The organism is Bacteroidota bacterium, assembly GCA_034439655.1.
Taxonomy (GTDB): domain Bacteria; phylum Bacteroidota; class Bacteroidia; order UKL13-3; family UKL13-3; genus CANJUD01.
Window position 1 is genome coordinate 1 of the sequence record JAWXAU010000181.1, and the last position, 25,287, is coordinate 25,287.

A 25,287-nucleotide genomic window follows, 5' to 3' on the forward strand; every position below is an offset into this window, starting at 1 on the left:
CGGCGAGCGATACTACAATAAAATAAAGTGTCCGTTATAATTTGGCTTTTCTTATTTGAATTATGAAAGAGGTCTATTGAAAAAAAGAAACTAACAGTTCCAGCTAAAACATCAATAAATATTTCAGAATACCGAATTACCAACTCAAAATATATTAGTTGTGATCTGGAAAGATTTCCATCAGAAAATAAAATTAAAACGCTGAATTTTGACAGGTCAAATTCTCCATTTGCGTTTAGCAATATAATAACCTATAACATTATAGGAAATACTCGTAGACTTGAAAATAAATTTTATGTGAGTTAAATAGGTAATTATCCCGCAACAGTAATGTTTAACAATGTAGATACTAATCAATGTGGAGTTAGACAATTAACCTCAGTGGAAGTCTTTAAAAATGGAAATCCTGGAAAATTCTATATCAAATATGCATATGATATAAATGGCGGAAGGAATTAATACCCGCTGAGTCCGCTGCGAGAGACTGAACTACGAAAAAAGGAAGCACTTGATTTCAATGGTTGGTGCTATAAGAAATTTTATTATTCCAAAATAATCCATCATTTATATCCTACCTTTGCAAGGTTGGTGATATAAAACACAAGCACCATTATAAAAATAAATTATGAGTAAAGCACAAGAAACATTTAACAAGAAAGAGAAAGAGAAGAAGAAGTTAAGAAAGAAGCAAGACAAAGAGTTAAAGAAAGAAGAACGTAAAGCCAACTCCGACAAGGGGAAGAGCTTTGAAGACATGATGGTGTACGTGGATGAGAATGGCAATATTTCCTCAACTCCTCCCGATCCCAAAAAGAAAAGAATTATTAATGTTGAAGACATTCAAATAAGTGTGGCCAAGCAAGAACCCATTGACCCTGCTGACTTAATTAGAACAGGTACGGTAACATTCTTCAACAACGACAAAGGTTACGGTTTCATTAAAGATTCCGAATCGCAACAAAGTGTTTTTGTGCATGCTAATAGCCTTGAAAGTCCTATAAAAGAAAACGATAAAGTTACCTTCGAAACCGAGATGGGTCAGAAGGGGATGAATGCTGTTCGCGTAAAACATGCCGTTGCTGCTCCAAAGGTGGTAACTCCTCCTCCCCCGAGTGTTAATCCAGTGGAGTAATACCCATTCTTAAACTAAAATAGTCCAAGTTTTTAGATCGGTAATACAGAGCTACCTCTTGAAACCTGCAAGCTTGCGAAGGATAGGCCACCTTCTTCAAAGAAAATTTTTTTACCTATTCCCTTTCCCACTTTCTTGTGCTTCGCCCGCCATGCTTTACTATTTTCCATTTCTTTAAGTTGGCAAGTTTAATTAATCGGCGGCGAAATAACTGTGGGTAGAAATTAGTATATATATTTCCTTTAGGTGTGATTCCAATTTGTGATAGAATTTCGCATGTTGCGGCAGCACATCGCATCCCGAAAAATGCATAATCATAAGGAGTAGTATCGGTATAATTTAGAAAGATAGATTTTATTTTTTGATAAGATATTGGTGCAAGTGGAATAAGCACTGAAGTATACTTGATGGAGGCTGTATCTGCCTCCCAACTTTGAATTCCCTCAACCGAAAAAGCACTATTTTTTTTATTGCGGTGCCTAAATATATGCACCCTGCCTGATGGAACAAAACCAATAACCTGCGAATCTATTTCCATCGACACATGCCCGCCTTTGATGCCACCAAACCAATGTTTTTCTGTGCTCTTAAATTTTTTTAATGGCCTCGAACCATACATAAAATGTACTTTGACGTACTTAATAGAATCATGCGTTTGACTATAAGTGTTTGAGGCGATGAATAATATTAGTATGTATATTACTATTTTAAACATTTTTTTTTAGGGGTAATGGATAAGGACTTTAAAGGTTATTATTTTCGACAACTGGAAATAAGAAAAGTTTAGCTGTCGAAAATTATTTACTTGCGTCAGCCTCTTTTCCCTTTTCCCTTTTCCCTTACACCTTACTCCTAACTTCTCACTCGTTCCCTGCAAAAATGATATGCACCTCCTTATTTAAAAAATCGAGGGCCTTTTGAACGGGATTTTCGTCTTGTTCTATCATCACCGCAAAGATGGCTTTGCTGAGGTCGATGGCTTTGGCTTCCTCGGGCATGCGGGTGTAGCAAACATTAACCATATTGACCACCTGTTCTTTTACGGCCCTGATAAGCACCCATACTTGGTGGCTCACATATATCTGTTGGCTAAGGTTATGCTGGTACTCATGGTTTATTTCCGCTATTAATAATTGCTTAAAATCTTTGGCACTAATGCCGGGCTGACTTACACGAGGCAATAAGTTTGGTGGTGAGATTCGTTCTAGAAACAACGACATACGCTCGTAAGCTTGCAAACGTAATGGGGTGAAAAGTTCTTCGTTTTTGAGCCTCAATTGCATATTGCGTTTCTTTTCTTCATTGTTGAAATATGCAGTAAGCATGAGGTAAGCCAATAGCCCTACAATAAGGGAAGGGATGGTGAAATACAAGATATAAATAAATTCCATAAATAATGGTTAATAGTTAATGATTCCCGCCGTGGCGGGGTAAATGGTTAATGATGTCCGCCGCGGCGGAATGAATGATGAATGGTTGCCTCTGCTCCTCGTGCCGCGGCGGGGCCATCGGGTGGTTTAATTGTTAAACGAATTTTTTACGATTTTATTGTGCGACAAATATAGTACGATTTTTGAAATTAACATTCCTCCAGTATTCGTTTATCTTTGCCAACAACACCGAAAATCAATATATAATATTCAAAAAGGAGGTGGCCAAATCTTGAACGCTTTCGGGTCGTTGCTCGTTTTTACAACTCTCAATACTAATCCGCCACAGGCGGAGAACTATAGTAATATAAGAATTGGGATAATACCAAAAAATAATTTCATCATTTTTATAATATTTAAAAAATCTTCTTCACAGTAAGGAATTTGAAAGTATATAATACCGAAACTCAATATATAATAGTCCCAAAAAAAGGGGACCAAACATAATGTAGTTCGGTATTACCATTCTACAAACCAAATACGCCACAGGCGGAGAACTATTTTAGTTTAAGAATTGGTATAAGATTAGAAACTGATCTTTCTTTAAAAATAATTATTGAAACAGTTGAGGTCTAAAATATAAAAGGACTTTTATATAATACAAAAAATATTCGTGGTTATGCTTTTTTTAATCCCGCCCTTGCTTGGGTTATGATTTATAGCACGAATTATGAAAGTGGTGTATAATAAAACATCACCCCGCAAACATCCCAAAAATCAAAACTGCCAAAACCAAAATAGGAGAGGGCCATTTGCCCCACCATAAATAAGCAACGGTAAGTACTATAATACCCGCATTTCCCCAGTCCCAATGTACAGGTCGCATCAATAATACAGCCGCCGCAACTACGAGTCCTGCCGATGCTGCATTGATTCCTTCTATAGCTTTTTGCACACGGTTATAGGTTTTGAGTCGGTACCAAATAGGGTGAAAAAAGAAGATAAGTAAAAGCCCCGGCAAAAAAATAGCGATGCTGCCGATGGCACATCCCAGCAGTAAACCCCAGCCACCCATGCCACTTAAGGCCATACCATTAGCATAACTTGATATGCTGAACACGGGGCCCGGCAAAGCTTGGCTCATGCCCACCCCAGTCATAAAAGTTTGGTGGTCCATATATTCTTTGAACAATACAAACTGATCGTACATCATAGGCACCAATACATTTCCTCCTCCAAATACCAAACTTCCATAGCGATAGGTGTTCTCGAACAACAGGGCGGGGCGATTATGTAAAAGATTCCCAAGCAATGCTGCAATAACCCACACACCTATGAAAACCCATAAATTTCCCCATCTGATATTGGCAAATGAGTCTTGCGGTTTCACCAAAGTTTTGCCCGTTGTAAAGTTGGTAATAAAACCACCCAATACCAAAAGTATAGGAATAAAAATTGGATGACTATATATAATAGGAACCAATGCAGTGAAAAGTAAAATGAATGCATGTACTTTGCTTTTCACCATTTGCTGCGTGAAGCGTATGGCTGCAAAACACATAAACCCCACGGCCATAGCAGGTATATATTGTAATGCTTTTCCTACATTAATATTATTGCCACACATAGAAACAATGAAGGCGAGCAACCCCATCAAAATACAGGAGGGCAATGCCCAAATGGCCAAAGTGACCGCTGCAAATACAGGACCGCCGCGGCGATACCCTATAGTAGTAATAGTTTGGGTACTTGTAGGCCCGGGCAACATTTGGCAAAAGGAATTTATTTCGAGCAATTCTTCGTTGCTCAGGAACCTGCGTTTTTTTACCAACACATCGGTAAAACGCGTAAAATGAACCTGTGGACCACCGAAAGCTGTTAGCGATAACCAAAATACTTGCTTGAGGAACGCAAGCTTGCGTAATTCTATTATTTTTGCCCCCGACTTATCCATTTTTTATTTTCACACAGCAAATGTATCCCATCATGAAATATATCACACAGATTTTAATTTGTTTTTGCGTAATCAATTTTGTTTTAACCCAGCAAGCTTGCAAAAATGGAAGTGGTGATCTTAGGCAAAAAAAGGTGGACAGCCTTGCCTATGGCCTATCGCAGATAGAGGATAAATTAAATATTGATACAGATGACTTGGGTGCCGAAACTCGAAAAATGGAAAAAATTTACCGATTGTTGAAAGTAAAAGATACTGGGATAACTCTGGAAATGGGAATTGTATTGGAGCAGTATTTAAACGAGATAAGAATTTTTAAACAGGTAATTACACATAAAGCCGATTTGCAAAAAGAATTGGCTGAACTCAAAAAACAACTTAAAAATTTGAACCACAGTTTAAAAGAGGAAAAGATGACCGAGGAAGAATTTAAAAAAGCATTTGCGATAGAAAAACATGACATCGAACATTTGGAAGATATGGTAGAAGAGAAGATTGAGCCTTATTTACATGTTCAATCGGAGCATGCGAGAATTGCTCCCAAAATTGAAGAATATGCCACTAAATTTGCCGATGAAAAACCATCCCGATAAAATCGGGAAATAATAACCCATAAATCAAGTATATCATATTAAAATGGAACCATTAAAATATAAACGTGTATTATTGAAATTGAGCGGCGAAAGCTTGATGGGCGATAAGCAGTATGGCATCGACCCCGCGGTGCTTGAGCAATATGCCAGTGAAGTGAAACTTGCCATTGATATGGGTGTGGAGGTTGGAATTGTGATAGGAGGGGGAAATATTTTTAGAGGGGTGCAAGGGGTGCAAGGCGGCGTAGTGGATAGGGCACAAGGCGATTATATGGGCATGCTTGCCACGGTTATTAATTCAATGGCTTTGCAAGGAGCATTAGAAAAACATGGAATAAAAACACGATTGCTAAGTGCGATAAAAATGGAGCAGATTTGTGAGCCATTTATTCGTCGCAGGGCTATTCGACATCTGGAGAAAGGAAGGGTAGTAATATTTGGAGCGGGTACTGGCAATCCTTATTTCACAACCGACACTGCTGCATCGCTTAGGGCTGTGGAGATTGAAGCCGACTTGGTTTTAAAAGGTACACGAGTGGATGGTATATATACTGCCGACCCAGAAAAGGATCCTAGTGCAACCAAATATGATGAACTCACATTTTCGGAAGTATATAAACAAGGTTTAAACGTGATGGATTTAACAGCTATTACTTTATGCCAAGAAAACAATTTACCTCTCGTAGTTTTTGATATGAACAAACCGGGCAATTTTAAAAGATTGATGATGGGAGAAAAAATAGGGACGTTGGTAAAATAGTAATAAGGAGTAAGGAGTAAGGGGGCGTTGCCGTACGGCCTTACTACTTAATCCCAGCTCCTTACTCCTAAAGAAATAAAATAAAAAATTATAATTATAAAATTTAAAATAGTTTCGTTATGAATGAATTAATAAAACCACTAGTTGATGGCATGAATGCTGCCATGGAAAAATGTTTGAGCCATACTGAGCATGAGTTCTCTCGGATTCGTGCGGGTAAGGCAACTCCTAATATGTTGGACATGGTTCATGCCGAAGTATATGGTATGAATATGCCGTTGAATCAAGTTGCAACAGTTAGCACTTCTGATGCACGCACTTTGGTTATAACACCTTTCGATAAAACATCTATTGGCCCTATTGAGCGTGGCATTACGGATGCTAATTTAGGTTTCAATCCTACTAATGATGGACATGTAATACGCATTTTAGTTCCCGCACTTACCGAGGATCGCCGCCGCGATTTGGTAAAGAATGTAAAAGCTGCTGCCGAACATGCTAGGGTAACTATTCGCAACGAACGTAAAGATTATAATGAACGCATTCGCAAATTAAAAGCTGATGGGATGAGCGAGGACGATATGAAAGGAGGTGAAGAAAAAATTCAGCAAATTACGAATGCAACCATAGCTAAAGTTGATAGCGTAATGGCTGCGAAGGAAAAAGATATAATGACTGTTTAATGTAGAAGGAATAAGGAGTAAGGAGGCGTTGCCGCCCTTCGTCCGATAGCTGTCGGATCGCATTCAGGGTGGCATCTGCCGCATCGCACTTATTCCTTGCCCCTAGCTCCTAGATCCTAAAAAAATATAAAATTCAAATTGTAAAATAATTTTGCTTGGCCGCCGAAAAAATTTGTATAATGCCGATACGCCTAAAAAACGTAGAAGTTTTCGATGGCTTAAGATTACTTTGATTTCTTTAGGAAGTATTATCATACTTTCAGTTTTGTTAGCATTCTTTTTCAGACAAAATTTATTAAATTGGGCAATTGAAAAAGCCCAAGCCAAAGCAAAAAATTACCATGCAACTTTGGTAGTGGGCTCAGCAACTATATCAGGAATTGCCAATGTGGAAATTACCAAGATGGCTCTCATTCCTGACAATGCAGATACCTTATTATATATTGGAAAAGCTTCCACAGGTTTGCGTATATGGAAATTTATAACAGGGAATATTATGTTCTCGCATTTGCAATTAGACCAGGGTTATGCAAGGCTCGTACGTTACGATTCCACGCGAACAAATTATAGTAATTTTACCAAAAAAAGTGATAGTTCCGAAGTGGAAAGCAGTTCCAAAGTAAGTTTGGCTCAGAAAGGATATAGAATTATCAAAAATATATTGGGGCAAATTCCGGGGAAAATAGAAGTCGGAGATTTTACGATATCATATACCCGTGGTGAGAATAATTATTATATAAAAGCCGATGGTCTAAGGTTGAATGATGAGCAATTGAAGTGTAATATAGATATTTCTACTCCTGTAAAAGAAGTTGTAAGTAAAAAAGAAGTTGTAAGTAAAAAAGAAGAAAGTAAAAAAGTAAAAAATAAGAGGAGAAAAATTGAAATAATAAATACACCAGTAAACACAGCTTCAGTGCAGCGACTTAAAGTAGAGGGGTTGTTCGACCCTGATAATATGACAGGCGATGTAAAAATAAAAAGTCGTGACTTTGATATGATGTATATGCCCTTAATACAGGAAAAAATGGGACTGAAACTTGGGGCGAAAGAATTGAATTTGAAACTGAATGAAGTGGAATATGATAATGGCGAATTGGTACTGAAAACTTTTGCCGAGATGAAGGATATTGTTATCAATCACCCTAGGCTTTCCAATAATGATGTGAAAGTTGCAGTGGGCTCTGGCGATATACATATTATGGTTGGCGAAAACTATATAACATTAGATAGCAGTAGTACTTTTAAACTGAATAAAATAAATGTACATCCCTATTTTCGCTATCAACGCAGCCCTGTAATAGATTATGATTTAAAATTGGCAACCGATCGTATGATTGCCAACGATTTTTTCAATTCATTGCCTGATGGCATGTTCGAAAGTTTGGCAGGAATAGATGCAGAAGGGTTTCTCACGTATCGCATGGATTGCCATTTGTGCGATACTTCCCCTTGGGATGTAAGTTTTAATTCGGATATGCAAAAAGAAAATTTCCGAATTAAACGTTACGGAAAAGCTTATCTGCCTTTAATAAATGGAGAGTTTGTATATACTACTTATGAATATGGCAATGCTAAAAAGATAGTTATCGGTCCTGATAATCCTGATTATACCGGGTATGATAATATATCTGAATATTTAAAAAATGCGGTACTTACCACTGAAGACCCTGCATTCTTTGGGCATCGGGGATTTATTATAGAATCGATACGACAGTCCATAGCACAAAATTATGTATATAAAAGATTTATCAGAGGGGGCAGTACTATTTCTATGCAGTTGGTAAAAAATATATATTTAAGTAGGCAAAAAACTTTGTCACGCAAAATGGAAGAAATGTTATTGGTATGGATGATAGAAAATTTGGGAATAGTGGGCAAGCAAAGGATGCTGGAAGTATATATGAATATTATAGAATGGGGGCCTGGCATATATGGTGTGGGAGAGGCCAGCCGTTTTTATTTTGAAAAATCGCCTTCGCAACTCAACTTGCAGGAAGCTATATTTATGGCTTCTATCATACCTCGTCCTAAATGGTTTGCCAGTAGTTTTAATGATACTACCCAAATGTTAAAGAAACACTATAAGGGTTATTATAATCAGATATCAGGATTAATGGTTGCACGAAAACTAATAAACCCAGAAGATACTACAGGGCTTGAACCCAATGTGGTATTGCGTGGACCGGCAAAAAGTATGTTACGTAAAACGATACCAGTTTCAGACAGTACAGAGTTATATGATAGTCCTCCCATGTTGTTGGATGAGATGAAATTTAGAGACTATTAATATATTGTCATGCGTGTAGCTGTTAATGCAAGATTCTTATTAGCCGGGCGATTAGAAGGCATCGGACGGTTCTCGCATGAAACACTAAGCAGGCTTGTAAAAGCCAAGCCCGATTGGGAATTTATATTTATTTTTGACCGACCTTATGATAAACAATTTATATATGGGCCTAATGTAATACCGGTTGTAGTGAGTCCGCAAGCAAGGCATCCAATATTGTTTTGGTGGTGGTTTGAAGTGGCCTTGCCTCGAGTTTTCAAAAAATATAAAGCAGATATATTTTTCTCGCCTGATGGGTATTTGAGTTTGAAAAGTAATATACCACAAATTCCCGTATTCCACGATTTGGCTTTTGAGCACTATCCTGAAGGGGTGAGTAAAGTGAATTTATGGCATTATAAATATTTCTTTCCCCGATACGCCAAGAAGGCTGCAAATATTTTAGCTGTATCGCAAGCCACCGCTATTGATATACAAAACCTATATCATATCAAATCCGATAAAATCAAACTTATCAATAATGCAGCTTCCGATATTTTTAAACCTTTAGATGCTCTGCAAATTTCTGAAACCAAACAAAAATATACAAACGGGAATCCCTATTTTTTATATGTAGGTGCTATACATCCCCGCAAAAATTTGGCAAACTTATTATTGGCTTTTGAGTATTATCATGAGCAAAATCCCAATAGCGTTTTTAAGCTAGTAATAGCTGGCCGAAAGGCATGGAAGAATAAGCTAATTGACGAACTCTATCATACTTTAGCTTGCAAACGGCATATTATATTTACAGGAAGATTAGATGATATAGAACTTGCAAAAGTAACCGGATCAGCCACTGCATTATGTTATATGTCATTGTTCGAAGGCTTTGGAATACCTATTATAGAAGCCATGCAGTGCGGTGTGCCTGTCATTACTTCCAATATATCATCCATGCCCGAAGTAGCAGGTGGTGCAGCACTGTTGGCAAACCCGCTTAGCCCTACAGAAATATATAGATGTATGCAAAAACTTAGTAGCAATGTAGTTGGTGAGGGTGCCAAACCACAGACACAGGAATTTATACAAAAAGGATTTGAAAATGCGAAAAGATATACTTGGAATGGGTCGGTTGAAGGTATTATAGAAGTTTTAAGTAATGGTTAATGGTTTCCACTGCGGCGGGGTTAATGGCGTTAACAAAACTTCCAACTTCCAACTATATACTGCTTGCTGTACTGTCTACTGTCCTAAACCTTGTAAGCCGTTTCTTTTTTTACTTCTTTTAAAACTATGCTGCTGTGGTATTGACCAATGTTAGGGATATTGGAAATTACATTTACCACAAAATCATTATAGGTTGCTACATCTTTGGCCACAATCTTTAGCATATAATCATAATTGCCCGAGATGCTAGTTACTTCTATTACTTCGGGCATTTTCATAACAGATTTTTCAAAATTAAGTAGTGCTTTTTTCGATTGTTCCTTTAATACAATATTACAATATACAAGTAAACTTAGTCCCACCTTTTCCCGGTCGATAAGTGCAACATAATTTGTTATAATACCGTCCTGTTCCATACGCTTCATACGTTCGTAGGTAGGTGTAGTAGTTAATCCAATTTTCTCTGCAATATCTTTAACGGAAATGGTGGAGTCTTGCTGCAGAATATTAAGAATTTCAATGTCTAATTTGTCAAGTTGTGGCATAGTGTTTTTTATAGTTTAGGGGGTTTGCAAATGTAGGGGATAGTTAACAGTTAAAAGTGAATAGTTAAAAGTGCTGACGGAAGCAAAACTACAAACTACAAACTGTCTACTGTCTACTGTCTCTTCATAATAGGAACCGTAGAACAGGGCTCACCATACATAATACTTTTGGCCACAGGGGCTAGTTTGGCCGTTATCTCCACGTAAGCAGCAGTGGGAACAGGCAAGTCGCCGCAGCCTTTTATCACCACACGCTGGTCTGCAAAATCTTGTATATTTACTTTGTTCAACGCCTCAGTAATTAATATACTTTCTAGCATTTGTATATCGCCAAATATAATACGCTTGGCATAAGGCTGCAGTGCATTTGCCAATAACATATATGCCCATGTGGGCACTATAGCATCGGCACTGCAAGTAATTGCTACATGCTTATTTTTGTATGCTGACCAATCGTTGGTTTTTATAAATCCCCTGAAATCTTTTTCCTTTAGCACCAAGCCCATAAACAAGCAATCTTTAATATCGAAAATAGCACGTTCGCTCAGGTCATAGTAATCTTCCAGATTGAAAGTAATAAGTCCACTATTGGCTACCTTGTTTACAAATTCATCCATATTAATATATTATAACAATTTTTTTGTTATCTTGTTTTACCAGGTTCCCCTTTGGTCTTAATGCCATCCATATCGCCTATTTCCTTATGCTGCCACAATCCTTTTTCCCATTTCAACCCATCGAACGAGCCATCGGGTATCAAATTGTTTTTACCTTTTATCGGAGTGGGCGAGGGAATTAAATTATCAAACACAATCATAAAATTTCCGGGCGATGCTTCCGTGTAACGCAATATAATATTGGCATCATCTGCGTAACTAAGTATAAAGCGGTTTTTTAGTTTTTCGTCATTAAGTCTTTTAAATACAGGAGCACCCAATATTATTTTTCCTTTTTTATCAATAGTGAGCACATCAGCTATTTTTCGGTTGCAGCTACTATCGGCTTTATCGAGTCCCAAAAGCATATAATAAGTTTGCTTCTTATATTTTACCGTAGTTATTTTATAATACAATGCACCAAACCATTGCTCAGTGCCGCAGATAGCCATCTCAGCATCTTTGGTTAACAAACTATCGCTGCGGTCAATTAAAGGTATATAAGCTGGTATATTAGCATCCTTCTTTTTGCGTTTGATAGTTTTAATAAACTCAGGATTGAATTGTAAAACTCCATATTGTCGGTAGCTGCCATTGTGCATTCGCAGGTGCCAACTAAAAATTCGGAACTTATCATCCTCTGGTTTTTGAATGGAAACAGCTTTGAGCGAATCGAAAGGATAAAAATACGAATGCTCTATTTTAAGAGCTTTCACCAGTGTTTTAACAAAAAAGTAAGTAGTGGTCAGACGGACATTCTCGCTGGTATCATTGATAAAATAATGTGATAAGCCCTCTAGTTGTATTTCGGCATCATATAAGGAATCGAATTGTGGCTGACCTCTCTCTTGGGCTTTACAGGCCATACCTGCCAACAGTAGCGTAAAAATTAGAATAGTCTTTTGCATACAATATTATGAACGACAAAATTGCAGGATTATTGTGTGAATTTATCAACCAATTTTTGTTTGCTTAATATTGTACGCTTAATATTGTCATCTTATCCGTTGCATGAAGAAATTAATTTTACTCCTTATCATCATCATTATAAAGGCACATTATATATATGCCCAAACGGGTGCTATATTTGGGCAGGTAATGGAAACTGGCACAACAAAAATGCCAGTTGCTGCTGTACAAATCAATGTGAAAGGTACTGCCAAAACCACCAAAACAGATTCGTTGGGAATGTATGAAATTGGCAATTTGAAGGCGGGCGAATACACCTTGGAGTTTGTGCTGAGTGGCTATGAAAAAATAATATACAACGACCTCAAAGTTACTGCAAACGAGCGACTTAAGCAGGATGTGGAGATGGCACCCATTGTAGTTACCATGGATCAAGAGGTGAAAGTAATTGGTAAGCGTAAATTGATAGATATCGAAAAACCACAGTCGGGTGGTTATGTGTCGCAGGAGCAATTAGAGCTTAGCCCCGTGCGAAGTGTAGAAAAAATTATCAATACACAAGCAGGGGTCATGAATTCGCCAGCAGGAATCAATATTCGCGGTGGCCGAAGCTATGAAACGGGATTTTTGGTGGATGGTGTTTCTGCTACCGACCCGTTGAGCGGCACTGGTTTTGGACTCGACCTCGGTTCAAACTCAGTGCAAGATATAGAAGTAACTACAGGTGGTATTGGTGCCGATGTGGGCGATGCAACTGCAGGTGTGGTGAGTACAAAACTTAAAAGCGGTGGTGATAAAACTGAAATATTTGCACAATACAAACGCGATAATTTTGGGAATTATAAAACTTGGAATTCCGTTTTCAACCAACAAAGTTTGGAAATGAATTATGGTGGAAGTATTAAAATTAAAAAAGCAATGAATGGAAGCAAAGCAAAAAAACTTCGCTTTTATACGGCTGGCAAAATTGCGTTCACCGATGAGTATACACGCAATCCCGCCAACCAAGTTATATCATCATTATATCCCAATACCAAATGGACACCTTATCAAGATAATAGATGGAGTGGGATGGTAAAATTAAATTATGATTTCAACCCCAAATTAAAATTATCATTTTCGTATGTGCGTTCGCTCACGGTGAACCAAGACATAAATATGCTGCGTGTAACAGGGAATGATGTGGGTTTTAATCCCGGTTATCAATATATATTTAGCAAGCAAATGGACAATGCAAATACCTTCACACATGATAGTTATTTGGCCATCGTTACTTTGCAACATACACCAACTCGTAAGTTTACACACAAAACTACTTTCTCGCGTTTGTTTGTAAAACTTCGTGCCGATGCCAATGGCCGTGAGTGGCGACCCGATGTAGTGAATACGCAAATGGATCCCGATAATATTGTTACTTTTCCCGTTACTTATTTTAGCAAAAACGATTCACTCAATTTTGTAAATCCTACCAGTGGTTTATATAATAATAATGGTATCGCAACATTATGGCATAGTCATTATGTGGAAGAATATGTTTTTAGATGGAACGGAACTTATTATAGTAATAAATTTAATCGTGTAAATTTTGGAACAGAAATGAAGTTTCAAGAACTGCAATGGATTGACGTAAACCGCCCGTGGGTTGGGGCTCCCATACAATTAGCCAATGGGCAATATACACAAAGTTTTCGCCTAGGCGACAATAGTGATATATGGAAAGTGAATGTACAACGCGGTGGTTTTTTTGTTACTGATAAAATAAAATACAAAGGATTAATTGCAGATTTGGGTTTGCGTTTCGAATATTGGGCACCAGGTAAATATGTAGATGCAGCCATTGCAAATCCCAATGCTCCTATATTAGAACAAGTGCGACAAGATTATATAAAAAGCACGGTAAAATTATTCGACAGAAGATATAAGTTTAGGATGTTGCCACGCATTGCTGCTTCTTTCCCAATCCGCGATAAGCAAATGTTATATTTCAATTATGGGCATACTACTATATTGCCACACCCCAGTTATATATATGCAGGATTAAATCCATTATATACCGATCGTTCTACCATTGCACGATTGGGAAATCCAAATCTCAATCCCGAAGTTGATATAAGTTATGAGATAGGATTGCGAAGTGAAATTACGTCAAACGATGCACTAAATGTATCGGCATATATGAAAGATAAATACGATTTTGTAACTTCAGCCTCTGTATTAATTCCTGATGCAACGGGTCGTATGGTAAGCCGTACACTCCGCATCAATAGCGACTATGCACGTATGCGTGGCATTGAAGTAACTTATATAAAACGTATCAAAAATCGTTTGGTGGGGCAAGCATCTATATCATATATGATAGCAACAGGGCAAAGCTCGTCGGCTAACGAAGCGTTGAAGGAATTATTGGCCACAGGTGCACGCGAAGATACCAAAGAATTTTACCTTGCATGGGACCGACCTATCGATGCAAAAATGAATCTCACTTATAAAGTTGCCGATAAAAAAGGTTTATGGAATAATCGTTTCAATCGTTTTGCATTATATGCCGAAATGAACTACCGGTCGGGCCGTCGTTATACGCCTTATATATCGCAAGGCAACGAACCTATTACCAATCGTCCTATATTTGTACAAGATCCCAATCCCGATGCTAAGTTTAGCAAGCTAGGTACTTCATGGTTTTGGATTGATATGAATTTTAGGAAATGGTGGACGGTTAAAAAAACACAAATTGCGTTCACTTTTGAAATCACAAATATATTAAATAATAGAAACGCCACTATAATAAATCCTGTAACAGGCACTGCCTACAAATCAGGCCAAAATGTTCCCACTGAGTGGCAAGACCCACGTTACATAGATCCTCGTGACCCACGCAGCAGCGGCCTTCCTCCCCTTGATCCTTCTCGCTATTCGGAGCAAAGACATTATATGGTTGGGGTGTTGGTGAAGTTTTAGGGGAGTATAAAGTATATAGTATAAAGTAGCTCACGCGTATATATTTATTTACGAATTATTATACTTTTAAATCTACTAGAAAAGTTGTGTTTGGAAGACTTCCCCTCTTGCCTGCTCCGCTTATTGCGGGGAGAGGGGAGTGCGTTTTGGATGTGGGAGGCGAGGGTGTGTCTTACTAAAAGTATAAAGTAGTTGATGCGAACTAGTTTTCGTTTACCTTTGGTTGGTTCGCCGCGGCGAATCACCAAGCACAATATTTTTCACTAAGCTTATCTATATATTATATCAATTCTTAAACTAAAATAGTTCTCCGCCTGTGGCGGATTTAGTTTGTAGAATGGTAATGCCGAACTACAATACATTTAGTCCCTTTCTTTTGGACTATTATATATTGAGTTTCGGTATTATTTTGGGGCGTGCCGCCGAAGCGGCGTCGGGCTATATGCCTTATCCCGCTATCTAGCGGGATGCCGGCTTCTATCCCTTACGCGGCCGCACATAGCATAGCCACAATCGGGAATTCGCCACGGCAAATGTGACTTGTTCGGCCTTATTTAGCGTTTCTAACGCGACACAAATCAAATATTAATATAATTTCGCTTCAGCCCAATACCGTATATTCCTTACGCTATTTCATCTTAAATTATGAACGGCAAATTTGAAGAATAATTGTGTTATTTGAGCAATGCATTTATATATACCTATAATCAGTCTCGTTATATATAAAAGATAGGTAAAAAAATGGCTATATTGAATAAGTCCCTTCAGCAACGATATTTCTACTACCGCTTCTTCCTAGGCCTCCGCACATTCACCTTACTATTCTTCGCAGATTTTTCATGAAATGCAGGGCCAGGAACATGCTGAGTAGACTTCTTAAGTTTGATAGTTTTCATTTTCACTACAGGCTCTTCTTCTCTAATAATTTTATCGGAAATTTCTAAGTTTTCGGGAACCGATAATTGAGGAATATCATAGTTCATTAATTTCTGTATAGCTTCCAAATTTTCTAGTTCATCTTCTTTCACAAATGATATAGCAATTCCCTTTTTATCTTTTCTTCCTGTTCTTCCAATTCGGTGTATATATATTTCTGGAACCATGGGCAAATCAAAATTGAATACATGCGTAACCTCTGCCACATCAATACCACGGGCTATGATATCGGTTGCAATCAATGCCCTGCACGAGCCAGTTTGGAAATCATTAACCACAGCGAATCTATGGTTTTGCGATTTGTTAGAATGTATTACAGCAATATTGTTTATAGAGTTTGATAAATACTCATATACCAAATCAGCCAAATGTTTGGTAGATACAAATACCAATACCTTGCTCATGTCGGCATTTTCATCCAATAATAATTTGAGTAAATTTATTTTGGTATGGAAGTTTGGAACTGGATAATAAGTTTGTGATATATTTACTAAAGGCGTTCCAATAGGAGTGGCTTCTACTTTTTCTAGATTGGGAAAGTATATATCAATCAATGCTTCCACATCTTCATTCAACGTAGCGGAGAACATCAGGTTCTGTCGACGTTCAGGTATACTATCAAATATAATTTTTATCTGTGTTCTAAAACCCAAATTGAGCATTTCATCAAACTCATCTATCACCAGTTTTTTTATATTTTTGGTACGCAAATTTCCAGTTGCAATTAAATCAACAATGCGTCCTGGTGTTCCAACTAATATATCCAATCCTGCAGAAACTTCTGCTATTTGTGGTTTTAAATTCACCCCGCCAAAAACACCAACTGCGGTTAGCGATAAATATTTTGTGAGCTTATTAACCTCATCTAAAACTTGTATCACCAATTCTCTGGTAGGCACAAGTATCATCAACCTCGGATTTCTGTCTTTGGAATATTCCAATTGACGCAAACAGGGCAATAGATATGCATAAGTTTTTCCTGTTCCTGTTTGTGCAATCCCACACACATCCTTGCCCGACATTACTGCTGAGAACACCTTTTCTTGTATAGCAGTGGGCGTGGTCATACTCATGTCAGCAAGAGCGTTGAGGAGTTGTTTGTTGAGGTTTAATTCGGAGAAAGTCATGATATGTTGCAAAGATAGGGGAGAAGGGAGGAATAAGGAATAAAGAGTAAGTGCCAAGCGGCGTCAGCTCTGTACCCCCTTGATCGGTCATTCGCCGCGGCGAATGTGATTTGTTCGGCCTCCTATAGCGTTTCTAACGCGATACAAACAAAACTCCTATCCCGCGTCAGCACTTACCCCTAAGTACTATAACAATCTCCTCCCTCCCCTCCAATACTATAATTATATAACCGCTTTCTTTCGTTTTGTTGTCGCTATTTTAGATTATCTTTTCTTACGTTGTTCTTTGCGTGTTTTAATATAAGCACTAAACTCTTTTCGTTCTTTTTCTGTCCATGGTTTGTCCAAAACATAGAAGTTAACATTTTGTGGTTCTCTTACTAATTCCATTGTTGGAGTTTATATCATCAAAGATACAAAAAAAATATCTTTTTCATTCTAGTTTTTTGTACCAAAAACTCCCATCACGCGTCAACTCCTAACCCCTAAATACTCCCCCAATTAGGCATTCGCCACGGCGAATGTTCGGATTCAATTAGCGTTGCTAACTTGACAGCGTATTAATATAATAATTTTCGTATTACAATACTTTTTTAAATCGGAAGACCTTTACTGCTTGTTTGTTTGCACTTTAAATTCTTATTTCTTCACTGCATACAAACCATAACCTATGGGGAAATTATCCATTCTGCCAAATATTTTACCAAATAATAAAACAACAAGGGCAAGCATTTTATATATAGTATAACGCAGATTCCATTTTGTCTTTGGTCTTGACAAGTTTTCAATCATCGTTGAAAAAGTTTCGCCTAAATGGCAAAAATCTTTTATTTCAAATTCATCGCCAAAATATCTTATATAGGTATCTTTTGATACCCTCCAATAATCAACTTTATCGTGAATAGGGTAGGAGAACGGTATAACTAACAATAGCTTACCTCCAGGTTTAAGGGTTCGTTTAATTTCTTTAAATGCTTTATCAATTTCGTATATATGTTCAAGCACCGAAAGGCATATATATGCCTCTTGCGAGTTATCAGCAAAATCGATATTTGTGGCATCTAGTATTTTATCGCAATCACCACCAATATTTGTGTTGAGGTATGACTTGCTCTTTGTAAAAAAGCTTGAATGATTATATTGTTTTTCCGAACCAATCTCTACAATATTGCAGTCAAAATCATTGCTGTGTTTTATAAGAAAACTGTTTTGATAATGTCTAAAAAAAGAAACTTTTTTAGAAAAGAAAATTTTTAAATTTAAATCATCTATCAATGATTCTGGTAGTGTATTTTTACCTGACATATTTTTATTTTTAAATAATAGATATATTTTATGCGACCTAATAAAAATGTTCGTTGTAATAATTTGAATACAAACAATTTGAGTTTTGAAGCAATTAGGCAAAGGTAGGTTTATCTTTTTGAATATCAAAAAAAATATGTTTTCGTATGAATTAAAGGGAAAGGAATAAGCGATAAGGAGTACTAATCCGCAAGTTCTAACTCCTTATTCCTTAACCCTTAGCACTAACATTAACTCCTCCCTCATATCTAATACTATAATACCCCCAATACACAGTAACAGATAAAACCATATAATAGGTTTTGGTTTTTCGTTTCCTGCAATGGTATTGAAGAGCATAATGACTATAGGCAAATTGGCAAATATTGTTTGTGCTTCGGCAACGGGGAGGTAAGCAAGAACGGCTATGCTAAAGCTTACGCCCAATACGGGACCAGAGATAGTACCTATAATAATATATATAATGCCTTTGGGGTTTTGTATAAAAGGTGCAAGTGGAAATATATTAAACTTACCACGAGAAGCATCGGAAAATATGATAATAAGCGTAGCACAAAACATACGTATAAGTCCTATAGTGTAAGGCTGTGGCATGTTAATGGGGTCGATTTCCCGGCCCATTTGTGTGATGGCGAGTCCCAAGCCTTGGCAGATGGCAGAGATGAGTGCATATATAAATCCTGCTTTTATAAGTTGTGCTTTATTTGCAGTATTCGTTTTGCTTGCAATTACGAGTATAATACCTCCAATTGTAATTGTCATTCCCAACCAACCTATTATATTAATATTTTGCCCACTTAGCATATAAGCCGCAACAGCACCAACCAATGGTGATGCACAACTGATAAGTGTTGTATACGTAGAACCAATAGCACGAAATGCTTTAAATACAAAGTAATCTCCGATAGCCAATCCTACAATTCCCGATAAGCCAAAATAAAACCAATGGGAGTTTTTGAGTAGTGCAAATTCAGTTATTATATCCGAACCATTATACAAAAATATAAAAAAAGAAAATATAAATAGTAATAAAGTGGCTAACGCCAATCTTGATTTATTAACCAATGCAGGTTCATATATTTTAGATGCTTTGGTAAAAGCTAGTACAGCAGTGCTCCTGCACACTACCGTGAGCAGAGCATATATAATACCCATGTTAACGAAGTCTGTCTGCTGAGCGAACCAATGCTTCGTCGCGGTTGATGCCAGCTACGGTGAAATAGTTGAGGACTAGCATCAATATCATTAAAGCAATATTAATCCAGCTAAGCGTGGTAATTTCCAATACATCAATATTCTGAATACCCATCCATATTTTTATAATAGATAATATAAAAAGTATGATAAATAAATAATTCAGAAAGCAGTTACCGCGTTGCAATTTTCGGTTACGAAATTGGAATATGCCCACGAAAGAAAGCAATAAACTGGTGCAAATTGTAATAAGTGGGAACAAAAAAGTATCATTCACAATTAAGGAACCACCATCAACCCTCATGGTGAGGTCGGTTGCCGTTATGCATTGTATATAAGCATGTCCTTTAAAAATATAATTGAGTTGTATAATGGGCATCGTTGCAAAATAGGAAGCCAATAGGAAATTGATGAATAAATAGAGGTGTTGGATACGTTGGATCATTTTACAATTTATAATTAAACGTCATTCTGAGTGGGCTTCCCACGAAGAATCTGTCGGGGTCGAATACAAATTAGGTCTCCGCTTGATGAGATTCTTCGGTTGTGCCTCCCTCAGAATGACGTTGGGATTTCACACTGCGAAGATGAACACAGAACTTCAAATATTTTGCATTGGCTGTGAAAAAACTTTTAATTTTGTTAAGAAACATGGCTAATTAAATAGTTAACTTTGTTCCCATCATAAGTCATGATAAAAACCTCCACCATCGATCAGATAATCAACACCGTTCGTATTGACGAAGTAGTGGGAGAATTTGTATCGCTCAAAAAACGCGGGGTGAATTATGTAGCCTGCTGTCCTTTCCACAACGAAAAATCTCCGTCATTCACAGTATCGCCCACTAAAGGTTTATATAAATGTTTTGGATGTGGCAAAGCGGGGAACTCGGTTCATTTTATTATGGAGCATGAGAGCATGAGCTATCCGGAAGCTCTCCGATTTTTGGCTCAAAAGTATAATATAGAAATTGAAGAAGATAAGAATATTGATGCCGACCAAGTAAGGCTTGAGAACAAGGAACGTGAATCATTACTTGTGGCTATAGACTGGAGCAGCAAGTATTTCGAAAAAACTTTATTTGACAATGAGGAAGGCCAAAATATAGGACTCAGCTATTTTGAAGAGCGTGGCTACCGACATGATACTATGCACAAATTTGGATTGGGTTATTGCCTGAACCAATGGGATGGATTTATTAATGCAGCCACTACAGCAGGTTATAAAACAGAATACCTCGAAAAGGGTGGACTTATTAAGCAACGCGAAGACGGAACATGGTTCGACTTTTTTAAAGGACGGGTGATGTTCCCTATCCATAACCTTACGGGGAAAGTGATAGGTTTTGGAGGCAGGGTATTAGAAAAAAATGCAAAGACTGCCAAATATTTAAACAGTCCCGAGAGCGATGTATATCATAAAAGTGATGTATTATATGGAATTTATTTCGCCAAAAAAGCCATTAAGGAACATGATAATTGTTATTTGGTGGAAGGGTATACTGATGTGGTAACACTGCACCAAGGTGGGGTTGAGAATGTAGTTGCATCATCGGGCACCTCGTTAACTGAGGGACAAATAAAATTAATCAAACGTTTTACAGATAATGTCACAGTTTTATATGATGGCGATTTTGCAGGTATCAAAGCTTCGTTACGGGGAATTGATATGTTGCTTGAGAATGGTTTGAATGTGAATGTAGTTGCTTTTCCTGAAGGAGAGGATCCAGATTCATATTGCAAAACTTTGGGCGGCGAAGCATTTGCAGCATTTTTAAAAAAGAACAAAAAAGACTTCATCACTTTCAAATCCGATTTATTATTAAAAGATGCAGAAGGCCCGATAGGCAAAGCAGAGGTGATGCGGAATGTGGCTGAGAGTGTGGCCAAGATTGCCGACAGTTTAAAGCGTGAAGTATATATAAAAGAACTTTCCAGCATCTTCGATTTGGGTGCTGAAATATTTACGGGTGAAATAGCCCGCATTCGGCGACAAAAGAGAGAAAATACAGATCCTGGATTTAAGGAAGCTACTTCAGGAGTCAAAGAAAAAAAGTCTATACAAATTCAAAAAGATATTTTTGACTATTGGCAGGAACGTGACTTAGTAAGAGTATTATTATTATTTGGCGATATGGAAATGAACGAGGGGCAAACTGTTGCCGAATTTGTATTTTTAGAATTGGAAAATAATGGTATTGAATTGGAAGATAATTTGAGCAAGACAATTTGTGAATATTATGATACTTTAAAAGGACAAGGAAAAGTACCCAATACCAATCATTTTGTGAACCATCCCGATCCTTCCATTTCACAATTTACAGTAACGGCTCTCACAGAAAAATATTTGGCAAGCCCGCATTGGTTCGAAAGATATGAGATACAAGTAAAATCACAAGAGCAAAATTATCTGCAGGATGTGGTATCGGCCATTAACAGATTGAAGCTGCGTAAAACAGATAAGTTGATGGAAATTATTAGTGATATGATCAAGAATCCAAAAGATGATGAAGAGCAAGAATTGAATATAAAAGCTCAACAAGAAATTTTGGAAATGCGGAAGGCTTTGAGCAAGACTATTGGGTCGGTGGTGATAAGGTAGCATTTATTGCCGTTGACTTTTATTGCCGTTGACTTTTATTGCCGTTGACTTTTATTGCCGTTGACTTAAGTCAACGGCAATAAATGCTAATACAATTTTATTTTCTGCCCTTCAGTTAATTTTTCAATTTTTAGTTTGTTTAATTTCATTAATTTGGGTTTGTCCAAATGGAATTTTTTGGCAACCTTACCTATGGTATCGCCTTTTTTGGCAGTGTAGGTTGTAGGTTTTTTAGCAGGCGTTTTTATTGTATCTTTTTTAGGTAGCGTTTTTTGAACTGTGGTCGGTTTTATTTTTAATTCCTGCCCTACTTTTATACTATTACTGTCAAGCCCATTCAAATGTTTGAGTTCATCAACAGTTATATTGTATTTTTTTGAAATACTATATAATGTTTCCTTTTCTTTTACAATATGAATATTGGGATTTGATATTATGATGCTTGATGAAGTATCTATATTTTTGTGGTTTCCCGAATCCCGAATCTTATTCGGGACGGAACCAACTACTGTATCTTTTGGTTCTTCTATTTTTGTTTTAACAATGCTGTCTTTTTTAACATTTTCTTTTGTAGGTTGTTTGGTAGTTCTGATGGCGACAGGGATATATAAGTTTGGTTTCTCCTTTCGTTCATCATTCAAATATATTTTTTCGCCAGATGCTGGTTCTTCGCCTATCGTCATCAAATTTCTATCATACAGTTTGCTAAGTTTGAGTGCATATATTTTAGAAATAGTTTTCATCGTTTGCCCTGGTTTAACTATATGAAAGTCTGTTGTGGCATGGCGGCGTTTTGGTTTTAGGTATATAGTGTCTCGTGCATGACAAGCTTCGGAATCGCTGAGATCATTATACTTGGTAATTTGCCATACACGCATATCATTTGCATTGGCTATCATTTGCCAAGTGTCTCCCGTTTTGGTAATAAGTGCGGGCGTTTCGTTAATCTCTATATAGTTTGAAATTTCCGCTTTCCATTCTTGCTCCACTGCTTTTTTTTCGATAGAATCTGGAACTATTAAATCGTATTGATGCAGATTGTATTTTTCTACATATTCAATTAATTTTTGCGGATATACAGGATTGGTCGCATAGCCTGCTGCTTTTAATCCGTAGGCCCAACTTTTATAATCTGTAACATCCAAATTAAATAAAGTACTATAACGACTGTTATGTAATAAAAAATCGCTGTGGTCATGATAACTTTGCCAGGCACTATCATAAGCACGGAAGCATTCCTGTTTTTCGTCATCGTCTTCTAATATTGTTTTGCCCGTCCAGGTGCCTTTACATTTTATGCCGAAATGGTTATTCCCCTCCTGTGTGAGGCGGCTATTTCCTGAACCACTTTCTAATATTCCTTGTGCTAACGTAATGCTGGCAGGGATACCCGAACGAAACTTTTCCGCTACGGCAATATGTTTGTATCTATTTATATACTCTTCAGTACTCATTCTTTTTTGAGCATAAGTACATATAGGACCTAAGGCTACAAGTATATATATAATGTATTTGTGTTTTTGAGCCATAAAATTTGTGCAAGATAATTAAGTATATATTTTTGAATTCGGCAAAGTAATCCACCTTTGCACATTACCTATATTGCGATTCCTTTTTTGTGAACACTACCAAAATCATCTTTTTTCAATATTATAATAGTTGAAAGCATACAATTTTTTGCACATTATATTTTACGTAAATAGCCAACTGACGCGTGTTTAAGGTTTATGCACAGTTTTTAGCTATATACCCCAATAGCTGCTTCAGGACATGAACTTGTATTTTCGTGGCAGTAAAAAATGGTCATAGACAAACTGCTCACCCCTATAATCAATTTGCCCGATAGCGAAGGACAAAGTGCTTTGGATGCTTATGCCAAAATGTTGGGTATTTTTAGGTTTGTCGATTTGGACGAAAATACCATCGAAGAAGAACGACTACAATCTGCTTTATATAGGGTTCATTATAGTACCGCACTCGAAGGTGTAGATTACCAATTTGAACACGTAAAACAATTGGTGAATAACGAAAAACAACCGCTCGAACAGTTAGAGCGTGAAGTAATGGGCTATCACCAGGCAGAGATGTATTTGTTTAAACGCATGGACTTGCCCTTCGATGTATATATGATTAATGACATGCAGCAAGTGTTTTTTAGCAAACCACCCGAAGGCATTAAGAATGATCTTTTCACCAGTCAAATATATACTTATCAAGGGGTGGATTTATCATTATTATATGATACCGGCATGTCAGCCCTTTGCGATTTTTTACAGCACGATACACAGTGGGATCCACTTACCCAATCGTGGGTGATACATTTTTTTGTGATGATGAAAGGCCCATGGGGGCAAGCAAATGGACGAGTAGCTAGGTTGCTGCAATTTAATTGGTTGCTGCGTCATAACCTCACTCTGGCGGGGTTATTGGTTATCGAACAACAATTATACAAACATAAGGCAGTATATATTTCACTCTGTCAAACAGCCATGCAAAAAGGCAAAGAAGCGAAATTAGACAGACCCATAGATTTTACAGATTATATTAAGTTTGGCTACAAATTTCATAAAGCATATTTGGAAACTTTGCAGGACAATCTCAAAAATTATTATACCAATAACACACATTATAATACTGCCGGCCCGCGTCTCAAAAATGTAATTAATTATGTATTTGAAAAGGCAGGTAGTATAAATTTTGAAAGTCACCAAGGATTGAATGAACGCCAACAGCAGCTTATGCAAGTATTATATAGGCAAGGTGTAATTCAAACCAAAGAATTATTCGACACTTTCGATGTGAACCGCAAAACTCTACAACGCGATTTTATAGAACTCGCCGAACGTGGCCTCATAAAAGTAACAGGCGAGGGGAGGGGCGTGAAATATACCTTGAACATGGGAATTCCATTGCCCGCCAAGTTGCAGCGTTATCAAGCGATATTGTAAGTGCCCTTCCGTCATCTTGAACATTGCGTCAATGCGAAAAATCTTTAAAAATCGGAGCCACTAAAAAAAAAATCTTCACTGCATTATTGCCGAATACAGGTGGTGCATGAATGGAGAATAATCCTTGGAATCCTTAAATCCATAACACTGAATCTATCAGGGATGGTTCAGACAAA

The 25,287-nt window shown here is 37.3% G+C and carries 21 protein-coding genes; 9 read left to right on the top strand and 12 right to left on the bottom strand.

What is annotated here, in order from left to right; all coding sequences use genetic code 11:
• The first annotated feature begins 625 nt into the window (after positions 1 to 625).
• Positions 626 to 1,132 (top strand): cold shock domain-containing protein, encoded by a 507-nt coding sequence (locus SGJ10_13635; protein ID MDZ4759163.1) that lies wholly within the window; start codon positions 626 to 628, stop codon positions 1,130 to 1,132.
• Between the two features lie 115 nt (positions 1,133 to 1,247).
• On the opposite strand, the gene SGJ10_13640 is transcribed toward SGJ10_13635, so the two are convergent.
• The 3 genes from SGJ10_13640 to chrA all read right to left on the bottom strand — a co-directional run bounded on the left by SGJ10_13640 (position 1,248) and on the right by chrA (position 4,456).
• The gene (locus SGJ10_13640) at positions 1,248 to 1,847 is read right to left on the bottom strand and encodes a hypothetical protein (protein MDZ4759164.1); all 600 of its coding nucleotides are present in this window, start codon (positions 1,845 to 1,847) and stop codon (positions 1,248 to 1,250) included.
• 145 nt (positions 1,848 to 1,992) lie between these two features.
• Positions 1,993 to 2,523: a hypothetical protein gene (locus tag SGJ10_13645; protein ID MDZ4759165.1), complete on the bottom strand. Its 531-nt coding sequence runs from the start codon at positions 2,521 to 2,523 to the stop codon at positions 1,993 to 1,995.
• 733 nt (positions 2,524 to 3,256) lie between these two features.
• The gene (gene chrA / locus SGJ10_13650) at positions 3,257 to 4,456 is read right to left on the bottom strand and encodes a chromate efflux transporter (protein ID MDZ4759166.1); all 1,200 of its coding nucleotides are present in this window, start codon (positions 4,454 to 4,456) and stop codon (positions 3,257 to 3,259) included.
• Positions 4,457 to 4,488: 32 nt separating this feature from the next.
• Here chrA and SGJ10_13655 point away from each other — a divergent pair, with 32 nt between their 5' ends.
• From SGJ10_13655 to SGJ10_13675, 5 genes are all read left to right on the top strand, one after another.
• Positions 4,489 to 5,049, top strand: coding sequence for a hypothetical protein (locus tag SGJ10_13655; protein MDZ4759167.1), 561 nt, complete (start codon positions 4,489 to 4,491; stop codon positions 5,047 to 5,049).
• 43 nt (positions 5,050 to 5,092) lie between these two features.
• On the top strand, positions 5,093 to 5,809 hold the full coding sequence (gene pyrH / locus SGJ10_13660; protein ID MDZ4759168.1) for a UMP kinase: 717 nt from the start codon (positions 5,093 to 5,095) through the stop codon (positions 5,807 to 5,809).
• Positions 5,810 to 5,928: 119 nt separating this feature from the next.
• Positions 5,929 to 6,492 (top strand): ribosome recycling factor, encoded by a 564-nt coding sequence (gene frr, locus SGJ10_13665; protein ID MDZ4759169.1) that lies wholly within the window; start codon positions 5,929 to 5,931, stop codon positions 6,490 to 6,492.
• Positions 6,493 to 6,643: 151 nt separating this feature from the next.
• Entirely contained in the window at positions 6,644 to 8,782 is a 2,139-nt protein-coding gene (locus SGJ10_13670) for a biosynthetic peptidoglycan transglycosylase (GenBank protein ID MDZ4759170.1), read from the top strand.
• A 9-nt stretch (positions 8,783 to 8,791) separates the two neighbouring features.
• Positions 8,792 to 9,931 carry a glycosyltransferase family 1 protein gene (locus SGJ10_13675; protein MDZ4759171.1) on the top strand — a complete coding sequence of 380 codons (1,140 nt, stop codon included), beginning with the start codon at positions 8,792 to 8,794 and terminating at the stop codon, positions 9,929 to 9,931.
• Between the two features lie 83 nt (positions 9,932 to 10,014).
• Here the strand turns inward: SGJ10_13675 and SGJ10_13680 are convergent, their stop codons facing one another.
• The 3 genes from SGJ10_13680 to SGJ10_13690 all read right to left on the bottom strand — a co-directional run bounded on the left by SGJ10_13680 (position 10,015) and on the right by SGJ10_13690 (position 12,040).
• Positions 10,015 to 10,476 (bottom strand): Lrp/AsnC family transcriptional regulator, encoded by a 462-nt coding sequence (locus tag SGJ10_13680; GenBank protein ID MDZ4759172.1) that lies wholly within the window; start codon positions 10,474 to 10,476, stop codon positions 10,015 to 10,017.
• Positions 10,477 to 10,589: 113 nt separating this feature from the next.
• The gene (locus SGJ10_13685; protein ID MDZ4759173.1) at positions 10,590 to 11,093 is read right to left on the bottom strand and encodes a DUF2480 family protein; all 504 of its coding nucleotides are present in this window, start codon (positions 11,091 to 11,093) and stop codon (positions 10,590 to 10,592) included.
• A 26-nt stretch (positions 11,094 to 11,119) separates the two neighbouring features.
• Positions 11,120 to 12,040, bottom strand: a complete 921-nt coding sequence (locus SGJ10_13690; protein ID MDZ4759174.1) for a hypothetical protein — start codon at positions 12,038 to 12,040, stop codon at positions 11,120 to 11,122.
• Between the two features lie 103 nt (positions 12,041 to 12,143).
• Here SGJ10_13690 and SGJ10_13695 point away from each other — a divergent pair, with 103 nt between their 5' ends.
• Complete coding sequence (locus tag SGJ10_13695; GenBank protein ID MDZ4759175.1) at positions 12,144 to 14,999, top strand: carboxypeptidase regulatory-like domain-containing protein; 2,856 nt, start codon at positions 12,144 to 12,146, stop codon at positions 14,997 to 14,999.
• A 782-nt stretch (positions 15,000 to 15,781) separates the two neighbouring features.
• Here SGJ10_13695 and SGJ10_13700 read toward each other — a convergent pair.
• The 5 genes from SGJ10_13700 to SGJ10_13720 all read right to left on the bottom strand — a co-directional run bounded on the left by SGJ10_13700 (position 15,782) and on the right by SGJ10_13720 (position 20,006).
• Entirely contained in the window at positions 15,782 to 17,062 is a 1,281-nt protein-coding gene (locus tag SGJ10_13700; protein ID MDZ4759176.1) for a DEAD/DEAH box helicase, read from the bottom strand.
• Between the two features lie 264 nt (positions 17,063 to 17,326).
• A complete protein-coding gene (locus SGJ10_13705; GenBank protein ID MDZ4759177.1) occupies positions 17,327 to 17,452 on the bottom strand; it encodes a hypothetical protein in 126 nt (41 codons plus the stop codon).
• A gap of 249 nt (positions 17,453 to 17,701) precedes the next feature.
• Positions 17,702 to 18,367 carry a class I SAM-dependent methyltransferase gene (locus SGJ10_13710; protein ID MDZ4759178.1) on the bottom strand — a complete coding sequence of 222 codons (666 nt, stop codon included), beginning with the start codon at positions 18,365 to 18,367 and terminating at the stop codon, positions 17,702 to 17,704.
• A 204-nt stretch (positions 18,368 to 18,571) separates the two neighbouring features.
• Positions 18,572 to 19,522 carry an EamA family transporter gene (locus SGJ10_13715; protein MDZ4759179.1) on the bottom strand — a complete coding sequence of 317 codons (951 nt, stop codon included), beginning with the start codon at positions 19,520 to 19,522 and terminating at the stop codon, positions 18,572 to 18,574.
• Position 19,523: 1 nt separating this feature from the next.
• Positions 19,524 to 20,006 (bottom strand): DUF4293 family protein, encoded by a 483-nt coding sequence (locus tag SGJ10_13720; GenBank protein ID MDZ4759180.1) that lies wholly within the window; start codon positions 20,004 to 20,006, stop codon positions 19,524 to 19,526.
• 246 nt (positions 20,007 to 20,252) lie between these two features.
• On the opposite strand from SGJ10_13720, the gene dnaG reads away from it, so the two are divergent.
• Positions 20,253 to 22,163: a DNA primase gene (dnaG, locus tag SGJ10_13725; GenBank protein MDZ4759181.1), complete on the top strand. Its 1,911-nt coding sequence runs from the start codon at positions 20,253 to 20,255 to the stop codon at positions 22,161 to 22,163.
• Positions 22,164 to 22,249: 86 nt separating this feature from the next.
• Here the strand turns inward: dnaG and SGJ10_13730 are convergent, their stop codons facing one another.
• Positions 22,250 to 23,692: a LysM peptidoglycan-binding domain-containing protein gene (locus SGJ10_13730; protein MDZ4759182.1), complete on the bottom strand. Its 1,443-nt coding sequence runs from the start codon at positions 23,690 to 23,692 to the stop codon at positions 22,250 to 22,252.
• A gap of 270 nt (positions 23,693 to 23,962) precedes the next feature.
• Between SGJ10_13730 and SGJ10_13735 the strand changes: the two genes are divergently transcribed.
• Entirely contained in the window at positions 23,963 to 25,111 is a 1,149-nt protein-coding gene (locus SGJ10_13735) for a DeoR family transcriptional regulator (protein ID MDZ4759183.1), read from the top strand.
• Positions 25,112 to 25,287 lie beyond the last annotated feature (176 nt).

Excerpts from the sequence above, each read along its gene's own strand:
- SGJ10_13675 (MDZ4759171.1), top strand. The coding sequence starts at position 8,792 with ATGCGTGTAGCTGTTAATGCAAGATTCTTATTAGCCGGGCGATTAGAA.
- chrA (MDZ4759166.1), bottom strand. The coding sequence starts at position 4,456 with ATGGATAAGTCGGGGGCAAAAATAATAGAATTACGCAAGCTTGCGTTC.
- SGJ10_13640 (MDZ4759164.1), bottom strand. The coding sequence starts at position 1,847 with ATGTTTAAAATAGTAATATACATACTAATATTATTCATCGCCTCAAAC.
- SGJ10_13735 (MDZ4759183.1), top strand. The coding sequence starts at position 23,963 with ATGGTCATAGACAAACTGCTCACCCCTATAATCAATTTGCCCGATAGC.
- pyrH (MDZ4759168.1), top strand. The coding sequence starts at position 5,093 with ATGGAACCATTAAAATATAAACGTGTATTATTGAAATTGAGCGGCGAA.
- SGJ10_13635 (MDZ4759163.1), top strand. The coding sequence starts at position 626 with ATGAGTAAAGCACAAGAAACATTTAACAAGAAAGAGAAAGAGAAGAAG.
- SGJ10_13720 (MDZ4759180.1), bottom strand. The coding sequence starts at position 20,006 with ATGATCCAACGTATCCAACACCTCTATTTATTCATCAATTTCCTATTG.
- SGJ10_13655 (MDZ4759167.1), top strand. The coding sequence starts at position 4,489 with ATGAAATATATCACACAGATTTTAATTTGTTTTTGCGTAATCAATTTT.
- SGJ10_13715 (MDZ4759179.1), bottom strand. The coding sequence starts at position 19,522 with ATGGGTATTATATATGCTCTGCTCACGGTAGTGTGCAGGAGCACTGCT.
- SGJ10_13690 (MDZ4759174.1), bottom strand. The coding sequence starts at position 12,040 with ATGCAAAAGACTATTCTAATTTTTACGCTACTGTTGGCAGGTATGGCC.
- SGJ10_13680 (MDZ4759172.1), bottom strand. The coding sequence starts at position 10,476 with ATGCCACAACTTGACAAATTAGACATTGAAATTCTTAATATTCTGCAG.
- SGJ10_13730 (MDZ4759182.1), bottom strand. The coding sequence starts at position 23,692 with ATGGCTCAAAAACACAAATACATTATATATATACTTGTAGCCTTAGGT.
- SGJ10_13685 (MDZ4759173.1), bottom strand. The coding sequence starts at position 11,093 with ATGGATGAATTTGTAAACAAGGTAGCCAATAGTGGACTTATTACTTTC.
- SGJ10_13710 (MDZ4759178.1), bottom strand. The coding sequence starts at position 18,367 with ATGTCAGGTAAAAATACACTACCAGAATCATTGATAGATGATTTAAAT.
- dnaG (MDZ4759181.1), top strand. The coding sequence starts at position 20,253 with ATGATAAAAACCTCCACCATCGATCAGATAATCAACACCGTTCGTATT.
- SGJ10_13695 (MDZ4759175.1), top strand. The coding sequence starts at position 12,144 with ATGAAGAAATTAATTTTACTCCTTATCATCATCATTATAAAGGCACAT.
- SGJ10_13645 (MDZ4759165.1), bottom strand. The coding sequence starts at position 2,523 with ATGGAATTTATTTATATCTTGTATTTCACCATCCCTTCCCTTATTGTA.
- frr (MDZ4759169.1), top strand. The coding sequence starts at position 5,929 with ATGAATGAATTAATAAAACCACTAGTTGATGGCATGAATGCTGCCATG.
- SGJ10_13705 (MDZ4759177.1), bottom strand. The coding sequence starts at position 17,452 with ATGGAATTAGTAAGAGAACCACAAAATGTTAACTTCTATGTTTTGGAC.
- SGJ10_13700 (MDZ4759176.1), bottom strand. The coding sequence starts at position 17,062 with ATGACTTTCTCCGAATTAAACCTCAACAAACAACTCCTCAACGCTCTT.